The 22,696-nt window shown below is 61.0% G+C and carries 22 protein-coding genes; 10 read left to right on the top strand and 12 right to left on the bottom strand.

Annotated features, from left to right (window positions below; all coding sequences use genetic code 11):
* Positions 1-16 precede the first annotated feature (16 nt).
* The 4 genes from AACW87_RS02560 to fhuB all read left to right on the top strand — a co-directional run bounded on the left by AACW87_RS02560 (position 17) and on the right by fhuB (position 5,489).
* Positions 17-1,663 carry a multidrug ABC transporter permease/ATP-binding protein gene (locus tag AACW87_RS02560; protein ID WP_241326469.1) on the top strand — a complete coding sequence of 549 codons (1,647 nt, stop codon included), beginning with the start codon at positions 17-19 and terminating at the stop codon, positions 1,661-1,663.
* A 46-nt stretch (positions 1,664-1,709) separates the two neighbouring features.
* Positions 1,710-2,474: an ATP-binding cassette domain-containing protein gene (locus tag AACW87_RS02555; RefSeq protein WP_241326468.1), complete on the top strand. Its 765-nt coding sequence runs from the start codon at positions 1,710-1,712 to the stop codon at positions 2,472-2,474.
* Positions 2,475-2,646: 172 nt separating this feature from the next.
* Positions 2,647-3,510: an ABC transporter substrate-binding protein gene (locus AACW87_RS02545; RefSeq protein WP_241280460.1), complete on the top strand. Its 864-nt coding sequence runs from the start codon at positions 2,647-2,649 to the stop codon at positions 3,508-3,510.
* Entirely contained in the window at positions 3,507-5,489 is a 1,983-nt protein-coding gene (gene fhuB, locus AACW87_RS02540; protein WP_241280415.1) for a Fe(3+)-hydroxamate ABC transporter permease FhuB, read from the top strand. Before AACW87_RS02545 ends, fhuB begins: the two co-directional genes overlap by 4 nt.
* A 69-nt stretch (positions 5,490-5,558) precedes the next feature.
* Here fhuB and mnmE read toward each other — a convergent pair whose 3' ends face one another.
* From mnmE to AACW87_RS02500, 8 genes are all read right to left on the bottom strand, one after another.
* Entirely contained in the window at positions 5,559-6,920 is a 1,362-nt protein-coding gene (gene mnmE, locus AACW87_RS02535; RefSeq protein WP_241326467.1) for a tRNA uridine-5-carboxymethylaminomethyl(34) synthesis GTPase MnmE, read from the bottom strand.
* Between the two features lie 88 nt (positions 6,921-7,008).
* Positions 7,009-8,655 carry a membrane protein insertase YidC gene (yidC, locus tag AACW87_RS02530; RefSeq protein WP_043557329.1) on the bottom strand — a complete coding sequence of 549 codons (1,647 nt, stop codon included), beginning with the start codon at positions 8,653-8,655 and terminating at the stop codon, positions 7,009-7,011.
* A gap of 5 nt (positions 8,656-8,660) precedes the next feature.
* A complete protein-coding gene (gene yidD, locus AACW87_RS02525; protein WP_010635605.1) occupies positions 8,661-8,909 on the bottom strand; it encodes a membrane protein insertion efficiency factor YidD in 249 nt (82 codons plus the stop codon).
* Positions 8,876-9,235, bottom strand: a complete 360-nt coding sequence (rnpA, locus tag AACW87_RS02520; RefSeq protein WP_042037151.1) for a ribonuclease P protein component — start codon at positions 9,233-9,235, stop codon at positions 8,876-8,878. The genes yidD and rnpA overlap by 34 nt, the downstream gene beginning before the upstream one ends.
* Positions 9,235-9,369, bottom strand: coding sequence for a 50S ribosomal protein L34 (gene rpmH, locus AACW87_RS02515; RefSeq protein WP_005307156.1), 135 nt, complete (start codon positions 9,367-9,369; stop codon positions 9,235-9,237). The genes rnpA and rpmH overlap by 1 nt, the downstream gene beginning before the upstream one ends.
* A 269-nt stretch (positions 9,370-9,638) precedes the next feature.
* Complete coding sequence (locus AACW87_RS02510; RefSeq protein ID WP_005319551.1) at positions 9,639-10,373, bottom strand: amino acid ABC transporter ATP-binding protein; 735 nt, start codon at positions 10,371-10,373, stop codon at positions 9,639-9,641.
* 12 nt (positions 10,374-10,385) lie between these two features.
* Positions 10,386-11,054, bottom strand: coding sequence for an amino acid ABC transporter permease (locus tag AACW87_RS02505; RefSeq protein WP_241326466.1), 669 nt, complete (start codon positions 11,052-11,054; stop codon positions 10,386-10,388).
* Positions 11,055-11,813: an amino acid ABC transporter substrate-binding protein gene (locus AACW87_RS02500; RefSeq protein WP_043557335.1), complete on the bottom strand. Its 759-nt coding sequence runs from the start codon at positions 11,811-11,813 to the stop codon at positions 11,055-11,057. It lies immediately after the preceding gene.
* Positions 11,814-12,124: 311 nt separating this feature from the next.
* Here AACW87_RS02500 and dnaA point away from each other — a divergent pair, with 311 nt between their 5' ends.
* The 4 genes from dnaA to gyrB all read left to right on the top strand — a co-directional run bounded on the left by dnaA (position 12,125) and on the right by gyrB (position 18,199).
* Entirely contained in the window at positions 12,125-13,495 is a 1,371-nt protein-coding gene (gene dnaA, locus AACW87_RS02495) for a chromosomal replication initiator protein DnaA (RefSeq protein ID WP_043135284.1), read from the top strand.
* Positions 13,496-13,578: 83 nt separating this feature from the next.
* Positions 13,579-14,682, top strand: coding sequence for a DNA polymerase III subunit beta (gene dnaN / locus AACW87_RS02490; RefSeq protein ID WP_005319542.1), 1,104 nt, complete (start codon positions 13,579-13,581; stop codon positions 14,680-14,682).
* Positions 14,683-14,684: 2 nt separating this feature from the next.
* Entirely contained in the window at positions 14,685-15,788 is a 1,104-nt protein-coding gene (gene recF, locus AACW87_RS02485; RefSeq protein WP_103472781.1) for a DNA replication/repair protein RecF, read from the top strand.
* The gene (gyrB, locus tag AACW87_RS02480) at positions 15,785-18,199 is read left to right on the top strand and encodes a DNA topoisomerase (ATP-hydrolyzing) subunit B (RefSeq protein WP_043135282.1); all 2,415 of its coding nucleotides are present in this window, start codon (positions 15,785-15,787) and stop codon (positions 18,197-18,199) included. Before recF ends, gyrB begins: the two co-directional genes overlap by 4 nt.
* Before the next feature lie 193 nt (positions 18,200-18,392).
* Here the strand turns inward: gyrB and AACW87_RS02475 are convergent, their stop codons facing one another.
* The 4 genes from AACW87_RS02475 to AACW87_RS02460 form a co-directional block, all read right to left on the bottom strand.
* Positions 18,393-18,773, bottom strand: a complete 381-nt coding sequence (locus AACW87_RS02475; RefSeq protein WP_241326465.1) for a VOC family protein — start codon at positions 18,771-18,773, stop codon at positions 18,393-18,395.
* A gap of 65 nt (positions 18,774-18,838) precedes the next feature.
* Positions 18,839-19,543 carry a helix-turn-helix transcriptional regulator gene (locus AACW87_RS02470; RefSeq protein WP_241326464.1) on the bottom strand — a complete coding sequence of 235 codons (705 nt, stop codon included), beginning with the start codon at positions 19,541-19,543 and terminating at the stop codon, positions 18,839-18,841.
* 71 nt (positions 19,544-19,614) lie between these two features.
* Positions 19,615-20,574 (bottom strand): GlxA family transcriptional regulator, encoded by a 960-nt coding sequence (locus tag AACW87_RS02465; RefSeq protein ID WP_241326463.1) that lies wholly within the window; start codon positions 20,572-20,574, stop codon positions 19,615-19,617.
* A gap of 90 nt (positions 20,575-20,664) precedes the next feature.
* A complete protein-coding gene (locus AACW87_RS02460) occupies positions 20,665-21,435 on the bottom strand; it encodes an MBL fold metallo-hydrolase (protein WP_241326462.1) in 771 nt (256 codons plus the stop codon).
* A 280-nt stretch (positions 21,436-21,715) separates the two neighbouring features.
* Here AACW87_RS02460 and AACW87_RS02455 point away from each other — a divergent pair, with 280 nt between their 5' ends.
* A complete protein-coding gene (locus AACW87_RS02455) occupies positions 21,716-22,129 on the top strand; it encodes an Hsp20 family protein (RefSeq protein ID WP_042873533.1) in 414 nt (137 codons plus the stop codon).
* Positions 22,130-22,223: 94 nt separating this feature from the next.
* Positions 22,224-22,661, top strand: a complete 438-nt coding sequence (locus AACW87_RS02450) for an Hsp20 family protein (protein ID WP_241326461.1) — start codon at positions 22,224-22,226, stop codon at positions 22,659-22,661.
* Positions 22,662-22,696: the final 35 nt, after the last annotated feature.

The raw sequence follows: 22,696 nt of genomic DNA, 5'->3' as shown, positions 1-22,696 counted from the left end.
AGAATACCGGTCCGTTATGGAACTCTTGTCTCTGGTTTACCGCCAATATCGTTGGCCCTTCATCGCCATTACCCTGCTCAGCCTGCTCAGCGCAGTGAGCGGGATCGGCGTCATTGCCTTTATCAATCACTCTCTTGTCGAATCCGTCGGCGATCCGCTGCCGGTACTTGGCCAACTGCTTGGCTTGATCCTGTTGCTGCTGGTGATCACACTCGGCTCTCAATTGGGCCTGACCACGCTCGGTCATCATTTTGTCTACCGGTTGCGGGGCCGTCTGCTCAAGCAACTGCTGGATACCGATGTCGCCCGCATTCGCCAGCTTGGCCAGGGGCCGCTGCTGGCATCCCTCTCCAGCGACATAGGCCAGATCACCATAGCCTTCGTGCGCCTGCCCGAGCTGGTGCAGGGGCTGGTACTCACCCTGGGCTCGGCCCTCTATCTCGGCTGGCTCTCGCCGGCCCTGCTCGGCGTCACCGCCCTCTGGGTCACTGTCACCATGGTGGTGGGCTGGCTGCTGGTGAACCGCGTCTATCACCACCTGTCCCACATGCGTCAGGCCGAGGACAGGCTCTACCAGAACTATCAGGCCATCATAGCCGGCAGCAAGGAGCTGGCGCTCAATCGCGAGCGGGCTCACTTCGTCTACCACCAGCTCTATGAGCAGAACGCCCGTGACTATCGCCAGCAGATCATCCGCGCCGACACCTATCACCTGAGCGCGGTGAACTGGTCGAATATCATGATGCTGGGGGCCATCGGCCTGGTTTTCTTCCTGGCCAATGGCCTCGGCTGGGCCAACACCAATGTGGCCGCCACCTTCGCGCTGACCCTGCTGTTCCTGCGCACACCCTTGTTGCAGGGGATTGGCGCCCTGCCGACCCTGCTCTCCGCCCAGGTGGCATTCGACAAGATTGCCGCACTGGCGCTGGCCGAGCCGGATCCCGACTTCCCGCTGCCGCCCGCGCCCCGTGCCTGGCAACGCATCGAGCTGGAGCAGGTGAGCTTTCACTATCAGGGGGAGGGCGGCTTCGCCGTGGGCCCCATCAATCTGGTGATCGAGCGGGGGGAGCAAGTATTCATCATAGGCGGCAACGGCTCCGGCAAGTCGACCCTGGCCATGCTGCTGACCGGCCTCTATCAGCCGGTGTCGGGCCGGATCCTGCTGGATGGTGAGCCCGTCACGGATCGCAACGCCTATCTGGCGCTCTTCTCCGCCATCTTCACCGACTACCACCTGTTCCAGCATCTGCTGGGGCCCGAGCCCAAGGCCGAGCTGGTGGCCGAGTGGCTGGAGCGGCTGCAGATGGGCAGCAAGCTCACCATCGAAGATGGCTTCATCGCCGATATCGACCTCTCCCAGGGGCAGCGCAAGCGGGTCGCCCTGCTGCTGGCGCTGGCCGAGCAGCGCGAGGTGATGCTGTTTGACGAGTGGGCCGCGGATCAGGATCCCCAGTTCCGCCGCATCTTCTATCAGCTGCTGCTGCCACGCCTCAAGGCGATGGGCAAGACGGTGATCGCCATCAGCCACGACGATCACTACTTCGCGCTGGCCGATCGCCTGCTGGAGATGCGCCAGGGTCAGCTTATCGAGCTGACCGGCGAACGACGCGAGCAGGTCAGCCGGGATGCCGTCGCTCATCTGGATTGCGAGGTGCCGGCTTGATGCCTGCACCGATGAGACTGGCATCAGGCCAGCACAGGAATTGCTTATGTTTGAGATGAAAGCCGCCAGCTTCGCGGTAAACGACCGCCAGCTGCTGCACCCAACGGACCTGCGTTTCGAGCAGGGCCGGGTCTATGGCCTCATAGGCCACAACGGCTCGGGCAAATCCACCCTGCTCAAGCTGCTGGCGCGCCAGCAGCCCCTGAGTGATGGCGAGATCCTGTTCGATGACAAGCCGCTGCAGGCGTGGGGCAACCGGGACTTCGCCCGTCAGGTGGCCTATCTGCCCCAGCATCTGCCGAGCGCCGAGAACCTGCTCGGGCGCGAGCTGGTGGAGATGGGTCGCTATCCCTGGCGCGGCCTGCTGGGCCGCATGGGGGAGGAAGATCAGCGTCAGGTCGAGCGGGCCATCGCCCTCACTCATACCGAACGCTTCGCCGACCGGCTGGTGGATACCCTCTCCGGCGGTGAGCGAGGACGGGTCTGGCTGGCCATGCTGCTGGCGCAGGAGAGCCGCTTCATCCTGCTGGACGAGCCGCTGGCCGCGCTGGACGTGGCCCATCAGGTGGAGGTGCTGACCCTGGTCAGGCAGCTCAGCCGTCAGCTCAACCTCGGGGTCATCATAGTCATTCACGACATCAACATGGCCTCCCGCTTCTGCGATCGGCTGGTGGCGCTGCACTCGGGCCGCCTGCTCACCCATGGCGAGCCAGATCTGATCATGACCAGCGAGACCCTGCACGCCATCTATGGCATCCCGATGGAGGTCATTCGTCACCCGGCCCATGACCACGCCATCGCCATCGTTTAGATAAGGCTTGTTATCCCGATGAGTTTATTTGTTCCCATATCACTGCAGACTGGCGAGACCCTGCACTCCATGTACCATGGGCTCCCGATGGAGGTCATGCGTCACCCGGCCCATGACCACGCCATCGCCATTGTCTGACTGAGGGCCTCTCTTGAACCGTTTATTGAAGAAGATGGCGCTCTGCCTTGTCGGTCTGCTGCTGCCGCTTGCGGTGCATGCCACCTCCGCGCCGGAACCCCGCATCGCCACAGTCGACTGGACCATAGCCGAAACCCTGCTGGCGCTGGGGGTGACCCCGCTGGCGGTGGGGGATGTCAGCTCCTACCGCGCCTGGGTCGGCGAGCCGCTGCTGCCGGCCGAGGTGGTGGATATAGGCCTGCGGGCCCAGCCCAACCGCGAGCTGCTGGCCGAGTTGAAACCCGATCGCATCCTCATCTCCCCGCTGGCGGCGCCGCTGGCACCGACCCTGTCCCGCATCGCACCCGTGCAGTCCATCGCCCTCTATGATCCGCAAACCGATCTGTGGCAGCGGCTCCATGAGGCGACCCTGACCATAGCGGCGCTGGTGAACAAAACGGCCGAGGCCGAGAGGCTGCTGGCCGGGCTGGATCGGGATCTGGCGCAGATGCGGACCGAGTTGCCAGTGGATCTGCCGCCCCTGCTGGTGGTGCAGTTCATCGATGAGCGCCACGTGCGGGTGTTCGGCCGCCACAGCCTGTTCGAGGCCGTGATGCAGCGACTCGGCCTGCGCAACGCCTGGCAGGGGGAGACCAATGCCTGGGGTTTCTCGGTGGCCAGCATAGAGCAGTTCATGGCGCTGCCAGCCGCGCGGCTGGTGGTGGTGGATCCCATCCCCGTCGGGGTGAGCGAGCGGCTGCAGGAGCCCGGCCTGTGGCAGCATCTGCCGCTGGTGCAGCAGGCACCTGTGCTGCATCTGCCCGCAGTCTGGAGCTTCGGTGGCGTGCTCGCCGCCCGCCGCTTCGCCAGCCTGCTCAACGAGGCATTGCAGCAGGATGTCAGGGGAGATAGCCAATGAAACATTTATTCCCATCCCCGTTGCTGCGGCCGGCCTTGATCCTGTTGGGGCTGACACTTTCGCTCGCTGGCTGGGATCTGGCCCGCCAGGTGCCGGGTGCGCTCTGGTGGCAGACCCTCTTCTCGCCCAATCTGGAGGATGTCCGCCAAGCCGTGGTGCACTTCAGCTGGCTGCCCCGGCTGACGGTGACTCTGCTGGCCGGAGCCGCCCTCGGTCTGGCCGGCACCCTGATGCAGCAGGTGCTGCGCAACCCGCTCGCCTCGCCGACCACCTTGGGGGTGGCCTCCGGCGCCCAGCTGGCGCTGATGATGGTGACCCTGTTTGCCCCCTCCTGGCTGCTGCTGGGGCGGGAGTGGATCGCCATGGCCGGTGGCAGCCTCGCCATGGCGCTGGTGTTCGCCCTGGCCTGGCGCCGTCAGCTCAATCCTGTGGTCATCGTATTCGCGGGACTGGTGATCAACCTCTATCTGGCGGCCATCAGCATGGGGCTGCTGCTGTTCTTTCAGGAGGAGCTGAAGGGACTGCTGGTGTGGGGCAGTGGCTCCCTGGCCCAGAACAGCTGGAGCGGAGTGAGCTACCTGCTGCCACGGCTGCTGGTGGCGGGGGGGCTGGCGGCTGTGCTGGTGCGCCCGTTGGCGGTGCTGGAGCTGGATGATGCCAGCGCCCGCAGCCTGGGCGTCTCCTTGCAGCAGCTGCGACTGGCCGGACTCGGGCTGGCGGTGTTCGTCACCGCCTGCGTGGTGAGCGTGGTGGGGCTGATAGGTTTCATCGGGCTGGCGGCGCCAGCCATGGTGCGGCTGCTGGGGATCCGTCAACTCGGTCAACGGCTGTTGTGGGGGCCAATCCTGGGGGCTCTGCTGCTGACGGCCACCGATCTGCTGCTGCAGACCCTGAGCAACGTCTGGCCCGTGCTGATCCCGACCGGTGCCATGACGGCCTTGCTGGGGGCGCCGCTGCTGCTCTGGCTGATCCCGCGGCTGGCCCTGAAGTCCGGCTCGCCTAAGGGGGCAAGCGGCCTGTCGGTCGCACGGCATCTGGCCCCGACTCGGCTGCTCACCTTGCTGCTGCTCGGCCTGGGGTTCGCCATCATAGGCTCCCTGCTGGTCGGGCAGGGGATGGCTGGCTGGAGCTGGTCGAGCTGGCTCAGGTGGCAGGCCCAGCTGGAGTGGCGGCTGCCGCGCACCCTGGCGGCCGGTGCCGCCGGCGTCTTGCTGGCGCTGGCGGGCACCCTGCTGCAGCGGGTCAGCAACAACCCCATGGCGAGCCCTGAGCTGCTGGGGGTGAGCGGCGGTACCTTCATGGGGGTGATAGCGACGGCTTTGCTGCTGCCGGCTTTGCCATTGCCCATTATGCTGCTGGGCGGCCTGCTTGGCGCCTTCGCTTGTCTCTTGCTGCTGGTGCTGGTCAACCGCAAGCACGGCTTCCAGCCGGAGCGGATCCTGCTGTCCGGCATCGCCATCACGGCGCTGTTCGAGCCGCTGCAGGCCATCGCGCTGGCCAACGGCGACATGCGGGTGCAGCAGCTGCTCTCCTGGATGTCCGGCTCCACCTATTACGTCACCCTGCCGGTGGCTTATGGGCTGGTGGCACTGGCGGTATTGATGCTGGCAGCCTGCCTGCTCATCAGCCGCTGGCTCGATCTGCTGCCGATGGGGTCGGCGCTGGCGACCGCATTGGGCATTCGCCTCAACCGGGCCCAGCTCGCCATACTGCTGCTGGTGGCCGTGCTCACCGCCAGCGCCACCCTGGTGGTGGGGCCGCTCTCCTTCGTCGGTCTGCTGGCCCCGCACATGGCCAAGCTGATGGGACTGGTGCGGGCCCGTTGGCATCTGCTCGGTGCCGCCGCGTCCGGCGCTCTGCTGATGGTGTCGGCGGACTGGATCGGCCAGCAGATCCTGTTCCCGCAGGACGTGCCGGTCGGGCTGGTCTCCACTCTGTTAGGGGGCGCTTACTTCATGTGGTGTCTGCGCCGGCTATAGGTTTTAGAATAAAAAACGCACAAAAAAGCCCGGGATGAACCCGGGCTTTTTATTGCCTGCCGTGCGGCATTATTTGCCGATGCAGAAGCTGGAGAAGATGCGGCCCAGCAGATCGTCCGAGCTGAATTCACCGGTGATCTCGCTCAAGGACTCTTGCGCCAGGCGCAGCTCTTCGGCCACCAGTTCACCGGCGACATAGATTTCCAGCTGATCCCTGGCCACCAGCAACCGCTCGGCGGCGCGCTCCAGCGCATCCAGGTGGCGGCGGCGAGCCATGAAGCCCCCCTCTGTGTTGCCCTGGAAGCCCATGCAGGCTTTCAGGTGCTCGCGCAGGGCGGGCAGCCCCAGCTCTGTCTTGGCGGAGATGCGGTAGACGGCGTGGCCCAGCTCCTGGCTGGGTGCCAGATCTTCGCCGGTCAGGTCAGCCTTGTTGCGCACGACAGTGAGGCCGATGTTTTTTGGCAACCGATCAACAAATTCCGGCCAGATCTCCCGCGGGTCGATCGCATCTGTCGTTGTGCCATCCACCATGAAGAGCACACGGTCGGCCTGTTCTATCTCGGCCCAGGCGCGCTCTATGCCGATCTTTTCCACCTGATCCTGGGTATCGCGCAGACCGGCGGTATCTATGATGTGCAGCGGCATGCCATCCAGGTGGATGTGCTCGCGCAGCACGTCGCGGGTGGTGCCGGCTATCTCGGTGACGATGGCGGACTCGCGCCCGGCCAGGGCGTTGAGCAGGCTCGACTTGCCGGCGTTGGGACGGCCGGCGATCACCACCTTCATCCCTTCCCGCAGCAGGGAGCCCTGCTTGGCTTCGCCGCGCACGCCATCCAGCTCGTCCATGATGGCGTACAGATCGCCCGCCACCTTGCCGTCGGAGAGAAAATCGATCTCCTCGTCCGGGAAGTCGATGGCGGCCTCCACATAGATGCGCAGCCGGATCAGGCTCTCCACCAGCTGCTGGATTTTGCTGGAGAACTGCCCCTGCAGGGAGTGCATGGCGCTGCGGGCGGCCTGCTCGCTGGAGGCTTCGATCAGATCGGCGATGGCCTCGGCCTGGGCCAGGTCCAGCTTGTCGTTCATGAAGGCGCGCTCGCTGAACTCGCCGGGACGGGCAGGGCGCAGCCCCTTTATCTGCAGGATACGGCGCACCAGCATGTCCATGATGACGGGACCGCCGTGACCCTGCAGCTCCAGCACATCTTCGCCGGTGAAGCTGTTGGGGGCCTTGAACAGCAGGGCTATGCCCTGATCCAGCGGTTGGCCTTGCTCATCCTTGAACGGCAGATATTCGGCGTAGCGCACCCGGGGGCGCTTGCCGAGCACTATCTCGGCGACCTGTTCGGCGGCGGGGCCTGAGACCCGGACTATGCCAACGCCGCCACGGCCGGGCGCGGTGGCCTGGGCCACGATCGTATCTGTTGTCATCTTGCTTGGCTCATTTGCTCGGTAATTGGGGGACATTGTAATAAAAAAGGCGGCCCCAAGGCCGCCTCTTTTGTCATCAGGGGGAAGATTAGCTGCGGGTGTGCAGGCCTTTCTTCTCCAGCTGACGATAGATGATGGTCTGCTGGGTAATGGAGATGACGTTGCTCACCAACCAGTACAGCGTCAGGCCAGCCGGGAACCAGAGGAACATGAAGGTGAAGATGATCGGCATGAACTGCATCACCTTCTGCTGCATCGGGTCTGTCACCGTGGTCGGGCTCATCTTCTGCAGATACCACATGGAAGCACCCATGAGGATTGGCAGCACGAAGAAGGGGTCCTTCACCGACAGGTCGGTGATCCACAGGGTGAACGGCGCGTGACGCAGCTCAACGGATTCCATCAGGGCCCAGTACAGGGCGATGAAGATCGGCATCTGGACCAGAATCGGCAGACAGCCACCCAGCGGGTTGACCTTCTCCTTCTTGTACAGCTCCATCATGCCCTGAGACATCTTCTGGCGATCGTCGCCGAAGCGCTCACGCAGTGCGGCCAGCTTGGGCTGCAGCATGCGCATCTTGGCCATGGAGGTGTACTGGGCCTTGGTCAGCGGGAACATGATGCCGCGCACCAGCAGGGTCAGCATTATGATGGCCAGACCCCAGTTCTGGACGAAACCGTGGAACACGGTCAGCAACCAGTGCAGCGGTTGGGCGATGAACCAGAGCCAGCCGTAGTCGACGGTCAGGTCGAGGTGGTTTGCCACCTTGGCCATCTGGTCTTGCAGCTTGGGACCCACCCACAGCTTGCTGGTCACTTCGGCCTGCTGGCCGGCAGCCACGTCTACCAGCGGCGCCTTGTAGCCTATGATGGCCTGGTCTTTACCAGGGATCACGCGGCTGTAGAAGCTGTTGGTATCGTCGGCATTCGGTGCCCAGGCAGAGACGAAGTAGTGTTGCAGCATGGCGACCCAACCACCCTTGGTGGTCTTGTTCAGGTCGGCATCCTTCATCTCGTCGAAGGTGTACTTCTTGTAACGGCTCTCTTCGCTGGAGAAGGCGCCACCACGGTAAGCACTGGCTACCATGGCGTGACCTTCCTGATCCTTGGGCGTGGTCACGGTCTGCTTCAGCTGACCGTAGAACTGCACCTGGACCGGCTCGGCGGATTTGTTGTCGATCTTGTAATCGACGCCAATCGCATAGTCACCGCGCTTGAGCACGAACTCTTTGGTGAAGACCACACCCTTGCTGTCGGTCCAGGTCATCGGTACGACGACTTGATCCTGACCATCGGCCAGCTGGTAGCTGGTCTGGGTGGCGTCATAGGTGGGACGACCCTGGGCCTGGCTGTCAGGACCATCGCGACCCACCAGGCCGCTCTGGGCGACATAGAGGCGGTCAGGTTGACTGGTCAGCAGTACGAAGGATTGATCCTTGCCTTCTTCCAGCTTGTGGGCCAGCAGCTCGGCAGAAACGATGTCACCGCCCTGGGTGTCCAGGGTCAGCTTGAGCACGTCGGAGGAGACTGTGATCAGCTTGCGTGCGGCGTTCGCGTTGGCTTGCTCGGAAACCTGAGGAATATCACCGGTCTGACCGGCTTCAGGTACGAAATGTTCGGTTTGGGCCACGGTAGTCGGGGCCGGCTTCGGAGCCTTGTCAGACTCCCACTGTTGCCAGAGCAGAAAGCTCACGAACAGCAAACCGATCAGGATGAGATTGCGTTGTGATTCCATAGTCTTCAGTTTCTTCGCTTTGGTTGCGGAACCGGGTCATAACCACCCTCGGATAAGGGATGGCATTTTAATAGACGTTTGCTGGCTAACCAAACGCCTTTTATGAAACCGTGAAGTCGGATTGCTTCTATCGCAAATTGGGAACAAGTTGGCGTGAAACGGCAGCGCGGCCCGAGCAGAGGGCTAATGATTAGCTGATACAGGCGTATCAGTTTGACAGCTACCCATTGCAACGGCGTGACAGAGTGCGCCATAGCTTTTCCAGTAACTTGAACAGCTCCTCGTTATCCATCTCTTTGACGCCGCCCTTGGCGATCACGACTATGTCGATAGCGGGCAGGTTGGCTTGATTGAGACGGAAACTTTCCCGGACCACTCGTTTGACACGATTACGCCAGACGGCACGCTTGAGTGCTTTTTTGGGCACAGCGAGGCCAAGACGGGGATGTTCGAGGGTATTGGGACAGGCGAGAAGAGTAATTTGCGGAGAAGCGGCCCGGACAGGCTCGGCGAAAACGCGTTTGAAGTGTTCGGGAGTTAACAGACGTAACTCCCGAGAGAAGGTGTGCGGCGTTGGCATTAAACTACCAGACGGGCACGACCCTTGGCACGACGAGCGGCCAGAACTTTACGACCGTTGGCAGTTGCCATGCGGGCGCGGAAACCGTGAGAGCGCTTGCGCTTCAGGTTGGACGGTTGAAAAGTACGTTTCATGATTCGATTCCGTATTTCTGTACAGTTTTGATTGTCACACTTAGCCGACGCGCCAGCTATAGCGTGTGACGACTAGCAAAAGAGGCCGAATTCTAAACAGAGTTCGGCTTTTAGTCAATCCGCCGTTCCCTCTCATCTTGCCCTGACTCATAAAGAAGCAGGAGAAGCTGGCAGGATCCGGAGGATCAAGGGCTCCGGATTATACTGGCAACCCGGGGTTAAACAAGGATCCTCCAATAAAAAAGGCGGCAAGGCCGCCAAAGAGAGAGCTATTTAAGCACTTTTCGCAAGAACTCCCGGGTACGGGGATCCTTGGGATCGACCAATATCTGATCCGGCGGGCCCTGTTCCACGATCCGGCCCCCCTCCATGAAGATCACCCGATCAGCAACATCACGAGCAAATTCAATCTCATGGGTCACCACCACCATGGTCTGGTGCTGGCGAGCGAGCTCCTTCATCAGCCCAAGTACCTCGTCGACCCACTCGGGATCCAGGGCCGAGGTGGGCTCATCGAACAGAATGACCTTGGAGTGAGCCGCCATGGCGCGGCCTATGCCGACCCGCTGCTGCTGGCCGCCGGAGAGGGACGCCGGGTAGGCATCCTGCTTGTCGGCAAGCCCTATGTCCTTGAGGATACCGAGGGCAGTGGCGCGGGCCTCGGCTTTTGGCTGCTTCCAGACGGTGATCAGCCCCTCGGCTATGTTGTCCAGCGCCGTCTTGTTGGCGAACAGGGCATAGTTCTGGAACACGAAGGAGGCGCGCTTGCGCAGCTCGATCGCCTGCTGCTCGCTGGCGTTGGCCAGGTCCAGCTGCAGGTCGTCGATGGCAAGGGTACCTGCATCCGGGGTCTCCAGCAGGTTGAGGCAGCGCAGCAGGGTCGACTTGCCGGTGCCGGAGGGGCCTATGATGACCACTATCTCCCCCTTTCTGACCTCCAGATCTATGCTGTTGAGCACCTTGTTGCCGTGAAATGCCTTGGAGAGGCCGGTTAATTTGATCATCGCAGACCTCCCTTAATAGGCTCGGTTCAGGTGAATTTCCAGCAGGTGCTGCAAGCGGGTGAAGATGATGACCACCACCCAGTAGACCAGGGCCACCGCCATGAAGCTCTCGAAGAACTTGAAGGAGGAGGAGGCTTCCATCTGCGCCTTGCCCATGATCTCGGCCACCCCCAGGGTGAAGGCCAGCGAGGTGCTCTTGATCATGTCGATGAAGTAGTTCATCAGCGACGGGGTCGCTATGCGGGCCGACTGCGGCAGTATGATCCGCTGCATCGCCTGGTAACGGCTCATGCCGATACTGAGCGCCGCTTCCATCTGGCTCTTGTGAATGCCCAGAATGGCGGCGCGGATCGACTCGGCCATATAGGCGGCGAAGTGCAGGGTCAGGCCGACGATGGCGGCGGTAAAGGCATCCATCCCCACGAAGACGGGGAACAGTTGCGGCAGTCCGTAGTAGAGCAGGAACAGCTGGACGAGCAGGGGAGTACCTCGAAAGAACGAGATATAGAGCATCGCCAGCCAGTGGATCACGGGGACGCGAAACACCCGTACTATCGCCAGGGTCAGCGACAGTACGAGTGCCAGAACGAATCCCCACAGGGCCATTTCCATCGTGGTGCCCAGGTATTTGAGCAGGATGGGGAACAGCCCTAGTGTGTACTCGAGGTCAAATTCCATCATTTATTTGTCGGTGATATCGGAAGCGAACCATTTTTCGGAGATTTGACGCAGGGAGCCATCCTTGCGCATGGCGGTCAGGGCGTCGTCGACCTTCTTCAGCACGGCCTGTTTCTCCGGCGTCTTCAGGAAGGGCAGGGCGTTCTCGATGGTCTCGAACGGTGCGCCGGCCTGTTGCAGCGGCAGCTTGGATTCCTTGATCAGCTGGGCGGTGGAGACGCGGTCCATCACGAAGGCGTCGATGCGGCCCAGGGCGACATCCTGCTCGAAGCTGGAGTCGTAGGTGCGGATATCGATCTTCTTGTTCGGGTCGTTCTTGCGCAGCAGCTCTTCGAAGTTGGAGCCGAGGTTGACCGCGACCTTCTTGCCTTCCAGATCCTTGATGCCGTGGATGGTGCTGTTGCCCTTGCGGACCACTATCTGGGCGCCGTCATAGACATAGGGCTGGGAGAAGGCGTACTTGGCTTTGCGCTCGTCGGTGATGGTGATCTGGTTGGAGATGGTATCGACACGGCCGGTTTCCAGCATGCCGAACAGGCCGGAGAAGCTGGCGGTCACGAACTCGACCTTGTAGCCGGTGCGCTCACCGATCTGGTTCCACATATCCACCTCGAAGCCCTGCAGCTTGTCCTGCTTGACGAAGGTGAACGGGAAATACTTGCCGGACATGCCGACCTTGATGGTTTCCTGGGCGATGGCTTGACCGGACAGGGCTGCCAGCAGAATGGCGGCACCGGAGACCAGCTTGATGGATGATGTCATGGGGATTCCTCTCTCTGTTGTTCTGTATTTTTAGTTGTAATCACTGGATTTGCGCTGATGTTATTGGAATAAAAGCCAAAGAATAAATGATATTTGGTTATATAAAATAACCGGTTCAGGTCTGGATCTTTGGTGCCATCCTGGATGGATCAGGCTGTGGGTAACTTTGGGGATGAAATCAGATCCAGCGGTGCTGGATCCTTGAAAGTCAAGGATCTTATTTGCCGGATCCGCAAGGTGGCGGCTAGAGATCCAGCCGCTAAAAACGTAGAATAGCCGGTCTTTAGTTAATCAATTGACGGGAGTTTAGAGTGACTGCTTCGCTATGGCAGCAGTGCCTTAACCGGCTGCAAGATGAGTTGCCCTCGGCAGAATTCAGCATGTGGATCCGGCCGCTTCAAGCGGAGTTGAGTGACAATACTCTGACCCTGTATGCACCGAATCGCTTTGTTCTGGACTGGGTACGAGACAAGTATCTCATCCGGGTTAACGGCATCATCAATGAACTCTGTGGGGTCGATGGCCCCACCCTGCGTTTTGATATAGGTAATCGTCCTCATCCCGTCGCGGTCGCAAGAGCGCCGGCGCGTGGTGCTGCGCCTGTGAATAACTTGCAGAAGAGCTGGGAAAGCAAGGCTGAAGCCAAGCCTGAGCCGAACCACAAAAGCAACACCAACGTGAACTATACCTTCGAGAACTTCGTCGAGGGTAAGTCCAACCAGTTGGCCCGCGCGGCTGCCCGTCAGGTAGCCGACAACCCGGGTGGCGCTTACAACCCGCTGTTCCTCTATGGCGGCACCGGCCTGGGCAAAACCCACCTGCTGCACGCCGTTGGCAACGCCATCAAGGAGCGCAAGAAGGACGCCAAAGTCATCTACATGCACTCCGAGCGGTTTGTGCAGGACATGGTGAAGGCGCTGCAGAATAACGCCATTGAAGAGTTCAAGCGTTATTACCGTAGCGTCGATGCCCTGCTCATCGATGACATCCAGTTCTTCGCCAACAAGGAGCGCTCCCAGGAGGAGTTCTTCCATACCTTCAACGCGCTGCTCGAAGGCAACCAGCAGATCATCCTGACCTCGGATCGCTATCCGAAGGAGATCAATGGTGTCGAGGATCGCCTCAAGTCCCGCTTCGGCTGGGGCCTGACGGTGGCGATCGAGCCGCCGGAGCTGGAGACCCGCGTCGCCATCCTGATGCGCAAGGCGGATGAGAACCAGATCCACCTGCCGGACGAAGTGGCCTTCTTCATCGCCAAGCGTCTGCGATCCAACGTCCGTGAACTGGAAGGCGCCCTCAACCGGGTGATCGCCAACGCCAACTTCACCGGTCGTGCCATCAACATAGATTTCGTGCGCGAAGCGCTGCGGGACTTGCTGGCGCTGCAAGAGAAGCTGGTCACCATAGACAACATCCAGAAGACGGTGGCGGAGTATTACAAGATCAAGCTGGCGGACCTGCTGTCCAAACGCCGCTCACGCTCCGTTGCCCGTCCACGTCAGCTGGCGATGGCGCTGGCCAAGGAGCTGACCAACCACAGTTTGCCGGAAATCGGGGATGCCTTTGGTGGCCGTGACCACACTACCGTTCTTCATGCCTGCCGCAAGATAGAGCAGCTGAAGGAGGAGAGCCACGACATCAAGGAAGATTATTCCAACCTGATCCGAACCCTTTCCTCCTGATAACAACGGTGAGTGGACAGATGCAGCGCGAATATTCCAACCTGATTCGAATCCTTTCGTCCCGATAACAACGGAGAGCACAGATGCAGCTCGAAATTAGCCGTGAGGCCCTGTTACGTCCTCTGCAACTGGTGTCCGGTGCCCTGGGTGGCCGGCCGACCCTGCCGATCCTCGGCAATGTCCTGCTTGATGTCAGCCAGGGTCTGCTGTCGCTGACCGGCACCGACCTGGAAGTTGAGATGATAGGTCAGGTCTATCTCAATAATGAGAGCCAGGATGGCCGCACCACAGTGCCGGCGCGCAAGCTGCTGGATATCTGCCGCGGCCTGCCGGAAGGGGCGGACATCCGCCTCAACACCGAAGGCGAGCGCCTGATCATCCGTTCCGGTCGTTCCCGCTTCAACCTGTCGACCCTGCCGGCCAGTGAATACCCGAATATCGAGGATTGGGAATCCGTGCTCGAATTCGACATAGGCCAGCTGGAGCTGAAGAAGCTGATCGATGCCACCCAGTTCTCCATGGCCAGCCAGGACGTGCGTTACTACCTGAACGGCATGCTGTTCGAGAGCGAGGGCCACGGCCTGCGTACCGTGGCGACCGACGGTCACCGTCTGGCGACCTGCCGTCGTGAGGTAGTGGAAGAATCGCTGCCCGATCATCAGGTTATCCTGCCCCGTAAAGGTGTGCTTGAGCTGGTGCGCCTGCTGGAAGCGGAAGACAAGCCGGTACGGTTGCAGATCGGTCGCAGCAACCTGCGCGCGGCGCTGGACGGCTTCATCTTCACCTCCAAGCTGGTGGATGGCCGCTTCCCGGATTGGCGTCGGGTTATCCCGCGCAACAGCGACAAGGCCCTGATCGCCGGTCGTGAGGATCTGCGTCAGGCGTTTGCCCGCGCGGCCATCCTCTCCAACGAGAAATTCCGTGGGGTGCGCCTCAATCTGCAGGAAAACCTGCTGCGCATTACCGCCAACAACCCGGAACAGGAAGAAGCCGAAGAGCTGCTTGACGTACAATACGAGGCCAGCGAGATGGAGATAGGTTTCAACGTCTCTTATGTGCTGGACGTGCTGAATACGTTAAAATGTGACCAAATCCGGATTAGCCTGAGCGATTCCATCAGCAGTGCCATTATTGAGGATTTTGATCATCAGGATGCTCAGTACGTGGTGATGCCGATGCGGATCTAGTCGTGGCCCTGGTCAAACTCCAGCTCAGCGACTTTCGCAATATCCAGCAGGCCAGTCTCAAGCTGTCCCCCGGCCTCAACATCCTGGTCGGGTGCAATGGCAGCGGCAAGACCAGCGTGCTGGAAGCCATTCACTACCTTGGTCTCGGTCGCTCCTTTCGTACTCACCTGACCGGGCGGGTCATCCGTCAGGGGGAGCGGGCCTTTACCCTGTTTGCCCAGTGCGAACTGGAGGGACGTCAGGTGCCCATCGGTCTAGCCAAGGACAAGAGTGGCGAGACCCAGCTCAAGATCGCCGGGGCCCAGGCCCAGCGACTGGCCGATCTGGCCGAGCTGTTGCCGGTGCAGTTGATCCATCCCGATGGCTTCAACCTGCTGACGGGCGGGCCCCAGGCTCGCCGAGCCTGGCTGGATTGGGGCGTCTTCCATCAGGAACCGACCTTCTTCTCCCTGTGGGGACGAGTGCGGCGTCTGCTGAAACAGCGCAATGCGCTGCTGCGCCAGAGCACCCAGTATCGCCAGCTGGCGTTCTGGGATCAGGAGCTGGTGCGGCTCGGGGGTGAACTGGCCGAGTTTCGCGCCAGTTATTGTCAGGCCATTACGCCCCTGATCAAGGAGATGACGGCAGATTTTCTGCCGGAATTCGACATCAGTCTCGGTTTCTATCGGGGCTGGGAGAAAGAGACTCCCCTCGGCGACTTGCTGGAGGCGGGGTTTGAGCGGGATCGTTCGCTGGGTTACACAGGGGTAGGCCCACAGAAGGCCGATGTGCGACTCAAGGCGAATGGTGTGCCCGCTCAGGATATTTTGTCCAGGGGTCAGCTGAAGTTGTTGGTCTGTGCCATGCGACTGGCCCAAGGGCTCTATTTGAATCAACATAGCAGCCGTGGCTGTATTTTTTTAATTGACGATTTTGCCTCTGAACTGGATGTCGACAAGCGCCGCTTGCTGGCCGCAAGGCTGAAGCAGTGTGCGTCCCAGGTGTTTATCACCGCCATCGATACCGGTCAGCTCGCAGACATGATGGATGCGAATGACTGCAAGTTGTTCCACGTGGAACAAGGCAAGATCTCCGAAACGTTAGAGAAGGCAGAGAGTAAGCTATGAGTGAAAATACTTACGACTCCTCGAATATCAAGGTACTGAAGGGCCTGGATGCGGTCCGCAAGCGCCCGGGGATGTACATCGGCGATACGGATGATGGCTCAGGTCTGCACCACATGGTGTTTGAGGTCGTCGATAACTCCATTGACGAGGCTCTTGCTGGCTACTGCTCCGATATTCTGGTCAAGATCCATTCCGACGGTTCCGTCTCCGTGCGTGACAATGGCCGGGGTATCCCGGTAGACATGCACGAGGAGGAGGGCCGCTCCGCCGCAGAGGTCATCATGACCGTACTGCACGCCGGCGGTAAGTTCGATGACAACTCCTACAAGGTGTCCGGCGGCCTGCACGGCGTGGGCGTCTCAGTGGTTAATGCCCTCTCTGACAAGCTGTTGCTGACCATACGTCGCAACGGCCATGTCTACGAGCAGACCTATCACCTGGGTGAGCCGCAGGCGCCGCTCAAGCAGATTGGCGACAGCAGCAGCGGCACGGGTACCGAGGTGCGCTTCTGGCCGAGCCCGACCATCTTTACCGATACCCTGTATCACTACGAGATCCTGGCCAAGCGTCTGCGCGAGCTATCCTTCCTCAACTCCGGTGTCTCCATCCGTCTGCAGGACGAGCGGGATGGCCGTGAGGTGCATTTCTGCTACGAGGGTGGTATCAAGGCGTTCGTTGAATACCTGAACCAGAACAAGACCCCGATCCATCCCAAGGTGTTCCACTTCTCCACAGAGCAGGACGGCATCGGTGTCGAAGTCGCCATGCAGTGGAACGATGCCTATCAGGAAGGGGTTTACTGCTTCACCAACAACATCCCGCAGCGGGATGGTGGTACTCACCTAGTGGGTTTCCGCACCGCGCTGACCCGTACCCTCAACACCTATATGGACAAAGAGGATTACAGCAAGAAGGCCAAGTCGGCCGCCAGTGGCGACGACGTGCGTGAAGGTCTGATTGCGGTCATCTCGGTCAAGGTGCCGGATCCCAAGTTCTCTTCCCAGACCAAGGACAAGCTGGTCTCGTCCGAAGTGAAGACCGCCGTTGAACAGGCGATGGGCGAGAAGCTCGGCGAGTTCCTGCTGGAAAACCCGGGCGATGCCAAGATAGTGGTCAACAAGATCATCGATGCGGCCCGTGCCCGTGAAGCGGCCCGCAAGGCGCGCGAACTGACCCGTCGCAAGGGTGCGCTGGACATCGCCGGCCTGCCAGGCAAGCTGGCAGACTGCCAGGAGAAAGACCCGGCCCTCTCCGAACTCTACATAGTGGAAGGGGACTCTGCTGGCGGCTCCGCCAAGCAGGGTCGCAACCGCAAGAACCAGGCCATACTGCCGCTCAAGGGCAAGATCCTGAACGTGGAGAAGGCCCGTTTCGACAAGATGATCTCCTCGCAAGAGGTGGGCACCTTGATCACGGCCCTGGGCTGCGGCATAGGTCGTGACGAGTACAACCCGGACAAGCTGCGCTACCACAACATCATCATCATGACGGATGCGGACGTCGATGGTGCGCACATCCGTACCCTGTTGCTGACCTTCTTCTATCGTCAGATGCCGGAGATCATCGAGCGTGGCTACATCTACATAGCCCAGCCGCCCTTGTACAAGGTCAAGAAGGGCAAGCAGGAGCAGTATCTGAAAGACGAAGATGCGCTGCTGCAGTACCAGACCGCCATGGCGCTGGATGGTGCTACCCTGCACGTCAACGAATCCGCTCCGGCCATAGGTGGCGAGGCGCTGGAGCGTCTGGTCAACCAGCACCGTGCCGTGTCTCACCTGATCACCCGCATGTCCCGCCGGGCGCCGGATGCCGTGTTGACCCAGCTGATCTATCAGCCTGAGTTGAACGAAACCCTGCTGGCCAGCGAGAGCGACCTGCTGGCCTGGTGTCAGGCAATGGAAGCCGTGCTCAACGAGAGCAACCACGGTATCCAGTACCAGATCCAGGTGCGTCGTGATGAAGAGCGCCGCCTGTTCGTGCCGCACGCCGTGGTGCGTCAGCACGGGGTCGACCGTGAATACGCGATCAGCTACGACTTCCTGCAGTCCGGTGAGTACCGTCAGCTGGTTTCCCTCGGCAAGGAGATCGCCAACCTGATCGAGGAAGGTGGTTTCATCAAGCGTGGCGAGAAGGTCAAGCCGATTGCCAACTTCGTGGAAGCGGTCGACTGGCTGATGAGCGAAGGCAAGCGCGGCATCTACATCCAGCGCTATAAAGGGCTGGGCGAGATGAACCCGGACCAGCTGTGGGAAACCACCATGGATCCGGAAGCACGTCGCATGCTGCGCGTCACCATAGACGACGCCGTTGGTGCCGACCAGCTCTTCTCCACCCTGATGGGTGATGCGGTCGAGCCTCGTCGTGACTTTATCGAGACCAACGCCCTGCGGGTCGCCAACCTCGACGTCTAATCGACCTAGTCAGTCAGACAGCAAAAAGCCGCTCCTTGTGAGCGGCTTTTTTACATCTGTCGTCAGCGGAATCGCGTTATCCGTTCCCTCTCGGGATGAAGGCCTGCCCTGGATTGTCTCGCCTCGTCATAGATGTTCCACGTGAAACATCGCGCCCTCCGACCATTGCCAACCATGCACCAGTGGCCGTTTATCATCGGCCCAGTTCGGGTGCCGGGCAGTAGAGGCGCAGCCGATGGCCATCCGGATCGAGCGCCATGCCGGTGTAGCCAAATTCCAGTCGGATCGGCGACTGGGTGATGGTGAGGCCGCGAGCCTGCCATTTCGCAAACTCGGCATCGACGCTGGCATCATCTGGCAGAGGGAAGGCCAGCTCCATGGCTCCGGCTTCTTGCGTGACCTTGGGCTCAACCGTGGCGCTGGACCAGAGCGCCAGCCTGGCGCCCGACTCGAACACGAACATGGCGAAGGTGGGGGATTCTTCCACCGGCGAGCGACCAAACAGCTCGCGATAGAAACGGGCGCTGCGAGCCGGATTGGCGACATAGAGGATGGTGAACTGGGGAACAAGCATGGTGACACTCCTTGTTTCGGGGGGGCGCATCTGCGCCGACCCCGTCAGCATGGCGCCAGCCGCTGTCAGTTTCTGTCAGCAATGAATTGTGGCTGCGGGATCTGCTGGGTGGCGCGCCACTCCTTGAGCAGGATAGTCCGGCTCCTGGGATAGCCTATCTCCTCCAGCGTCAGCCGGCTGATGCGATCCACCCGGAAGTGGCGAAAGTCCTGCCGCAGCTCGCACCAGGCCATCAGGACCCGCACCTGCTCGAAATAGCCGAGGGCAAATGGCCAGACGGTGCGCTCGGAACTCGTTTCTCTCAGATCGCGATAGCTCAGGGTTACCTTGCGCTGTTGACGGATGGCACTGCGCAGGGGAGCCTCATCGGTGCAGGCGTCGCTGCGGGATGAGCCGATCAGCAGGGTGTTGGCGTGGAGCTGCTGGCGGTACTCGGCGGGCAGCACTGCCTCTATCTTGGCCAGCGCACTGCGGGCACCGGCACTTAGGGCGCTGTCGGCATGTTCGGCCACCCAGCGGGAGCCCAGCACCAGGGCTTCCAGCTCCTCTTCGCTGAACATCAGCGGTGGCAGCATGAAGCCGGGGCGCAGCACATAGCCGATACCGGGCTCACCCTCGATATGCGCCCCCTGGGATTGCAGGGTCGCTATGTCCCGGTAGAGGGTGCGCAGGCTGATGCCGAGCCGGCTGGCCAGCTCTGTGCCTGTGATGGCGTAACGGTGACCGCGCAACAGCTGGAGCAGGGCCAGCAGACGTTCGGAACGGGACATGGCATGGCTCCTTGGGATCTGCGGTTAGGGTGCCATGTTTGGACGAACCGGAACAGGGTGAGGTGAGAGGCTCACTCCCTGCTGCCACGAAAAGATCGCCGCCATTCGCTCGGCGAAACCTCGAAGCGGGCCCGAAAATGCTGGCGCAGTGAGGTGGCTGTCTTGAAACCCACCAGTTCGGCGATGCGTTCGATGGGGTGGGTGCTGGCTTCCAGCAGCTCCTGGCAGCGCCTGAGCCGCTCGATCAGCAGCCACTCTCCGACGGAGAGGCCGGTGGCCTGATGAAAGCGACGGGTAAAGGTGCGCCGACTCATCAGGCTGTGGGCCGCCAGACTGTCGAGGGTATGCGGCTCCTGCAGGTGGGCTCGCAGGTGATCGAGCAGCTGGTTCATCCTAGCATCCCGGGTAGAGGCGGAGACCGGCTGCTGGATGAACTGGGCCTGGCCACCTTCCCGGTGGGGCGGGATCACCAGCCGTCGTGCCACCTGGTTGGCGATGGCACTACCGTGGTGCTGGCGTACCAGATAGAGGCAACAATCCAGTCCGGCAGCTGTGCCCGCCGAGGTGACCAGCCCCTCATCATCCACATAGAGGGCGTTGGTATCGAGCCGCACGCAGGGAAAGCGGCGGAGGAAATCCTGCTCGTACTCCCAATGGGTCGAGGCCTTGCGTCCATTGAGCAAGCCGGCATAGGCGAGCACATAGGTGCCGAGGCAGAGCCCCACCACCTGGGCCCCTCTGGCATGAGCCGCCATCAGGGCATCCAGCAGTGGCTGGGCCGGGCGCTCGGCCGGGTCGCGCCAGAAGGGAATGACTATGATGTCCGCCTCGGCCAGGGCCTCCAGCCCGTGAGGTGCCTGGATGCTGAACCCCTGTGACGAATGCGAGCTGGCCTTGCCATCCCCGGCACAGAGCCTGAGTTCGAACAGGGGCTGATCCGGCAGTATGTCGCCGAAGATGAGGCAGGGCACTGAGCAGTGAAAGGGGCTGAAGTGGTCGAAGGCCACGACGGCAACTATCGGGATGGGCATGACGCTGGCCTCCTCTTTGCGCGATGAGCAACCATGATATGCGCTTGCAGCTTAAAGCCGAAGGGCCATGCGGATGCACGGCCCCAGTTATCACAGCGAGAGCGTGTCGCCATCTTCCGGCACCCGCACCCGATCCGCCATGCCGTGCTCGGCCAGATAGTCGCGCAACTCCTTGCGTGACAGCACGGCATGATTGACCGCCTCCATGTGGCTGGCAATCAGGGTGGCCTGTGGCGCGGCCTGATAGACGGCCCGCACATCCTCCTTGCCCATGATGATGGAGCCCAGCCCCGGCACCTGGGCATCGCCACAGTTGAGGATGATCACCTCAGGCCCGTGTTGTCGCAGGCTCTGTGCGACCATTTCGTTCCAGACGGTATCACCCGCCAAATAGAGGGTTTTCTCTTGCGGGTGGGAGAAGACCACACCGCACACCTCACCCAGCCGCTCGGCCAACACCGCCATGACCTGATCGTTGCCGTGTTGCCCCTCGGTCTGCTGCAGGCGGATGCCGGCAAATTCGGCCTTCTCGCTCAGCAGGCGCACATCTTTGAAGCCACTGGCGCAGATGGTGTCGGCATCTTTCTGATGTTGCACAAACAGCGGGAGATGCTTGGGGATCTGCTGCTGAGCGACCGGGTCCCAGTGGTCCAGGTGATCGTGGGTGACGATCACCGCATCCACATCGAGTATCTCCGCCAGGGGCAGAGGCAGCTCGACCAGCGGGTTGCGCAGGTGGCTGTTGGCTGTTCCGGCGAAGGCGGGCAGCGTGCCCTTCGCTGCCAGCATGGGGTCGATCAGAAAGCGGGTGCCGGCGTAGTCGATCAGCAGGGTGGCGTTGCGAACCTGGGTAATCTGCATTGTGTAGCTCCGTGATAGCGGCGAGGTGTGCAACCAGTATGACGGGGGATGCGGGGAGCCATGAGTGGCCCGCGGGTCGATTATCGATCCTATCGGGCCAGCTGAACGATACGCTTGTGTGCCGGACAAACTCGAAAAATTTCTTTGATTCTCGCCCTTGAAAGCAAAAAGCCGGACCCTATATAGGTAACAAGGCCGGAACGCTCGACAGAGGTTTCGACCAGACGCCCGTCCGACAGGAGGGCAAACCATCCGTTATCGCTCACAAGAGGGTAATACTATGCGTTCTATCGACTTTTCTCCGCTCTATCGTTCTGCCATCGGTTTCGATCGTCTGGCCAATCTCATCGAATCTGCGGCCAGCAATGGCAATGCCGGATATCCCCCCTACAACATAGAGCAGCTGGGTGACAACGACTACCGTATCAGCATGGCGGTGGCGGGCTTTACCCAGGAAGAGCTGGAGTTGAGCTTTCAGGAAAACCTGCTGACGGTGAAGGGCAGCAAGCAGGCCGAGACCGACCGCAACTACCTGTATCAGGGCATAGCCGAGCGGGGTTTCGAGCGTCGCTTCCAGCTGGCCGACTATGTGCGGGTGAAGGGCGCCGACCTGAAAAATGGCCTGCTGCACGTTGAGCTGGTGCGTGAAGTGCCCGAGGCGATGAAGCCGCGCAAGATCGAGATCAACGGCTGACGCCAGGCCTCGCCACACATTTTACCAAGCTTCCCGGGTGCCGATGGCGGGCCCGTGGAAATTGAAACCTGTTGCTTATTAGAAGGATAGGATTATGCGTAACCTCGATTTTTCTCATCTCCATTCCAATGCCGTCGGCTTCGAGCGGATGGCCCGTGAGCTGGAAGGCCTGTTTGACCAGAAGGCGGTGGCCTATCCCCCTTACAACATCGAAAAGCGCGATCACGATGGCTATCGCATCACGGTCGCGGTGGCCGGTTTCGAGCGCGAAGAGCTGGAACTGGAGACCGAAAACGGCACCCTCAAGGTGAAGGGGCGCAAGGCAGCCTCTGATGAACGCCAGTTCCTCCATCAGGGCATTGCCGAGCGTGACTTCGAGCTGGCCTTCAAGTTGAGCCAGCATGTGGAGGTGCAGGGCGCCAGGCTGGAGCATGGTCTGCTGACCATAGATCTGGCGCGCGAACTGCCGGAGGCACTCAAGCCTCGCACCATCCCCATCGGTACAGCCGAGCCGCTGGCGCTGCCAAACTAAGCCATGAGAAATGAAAAAGGCCTGCGATTGCAGGC

This window comes from Aeromonas sp. MR7, from assembly GCF_963899385.1.
GTDB classification, from domain to species: Bacteria; Pseudomonadota; Gammaproteobacteria; order Enterobacterales; family Aeromonadaceae; genus Aeromonas; species Aeromonas bestiarum.
The sequence above is the reverse complement of the archived record's forward strand: the minus strand, read 5'-3'. Positions and strand labels throughout refer to the sequence as shown.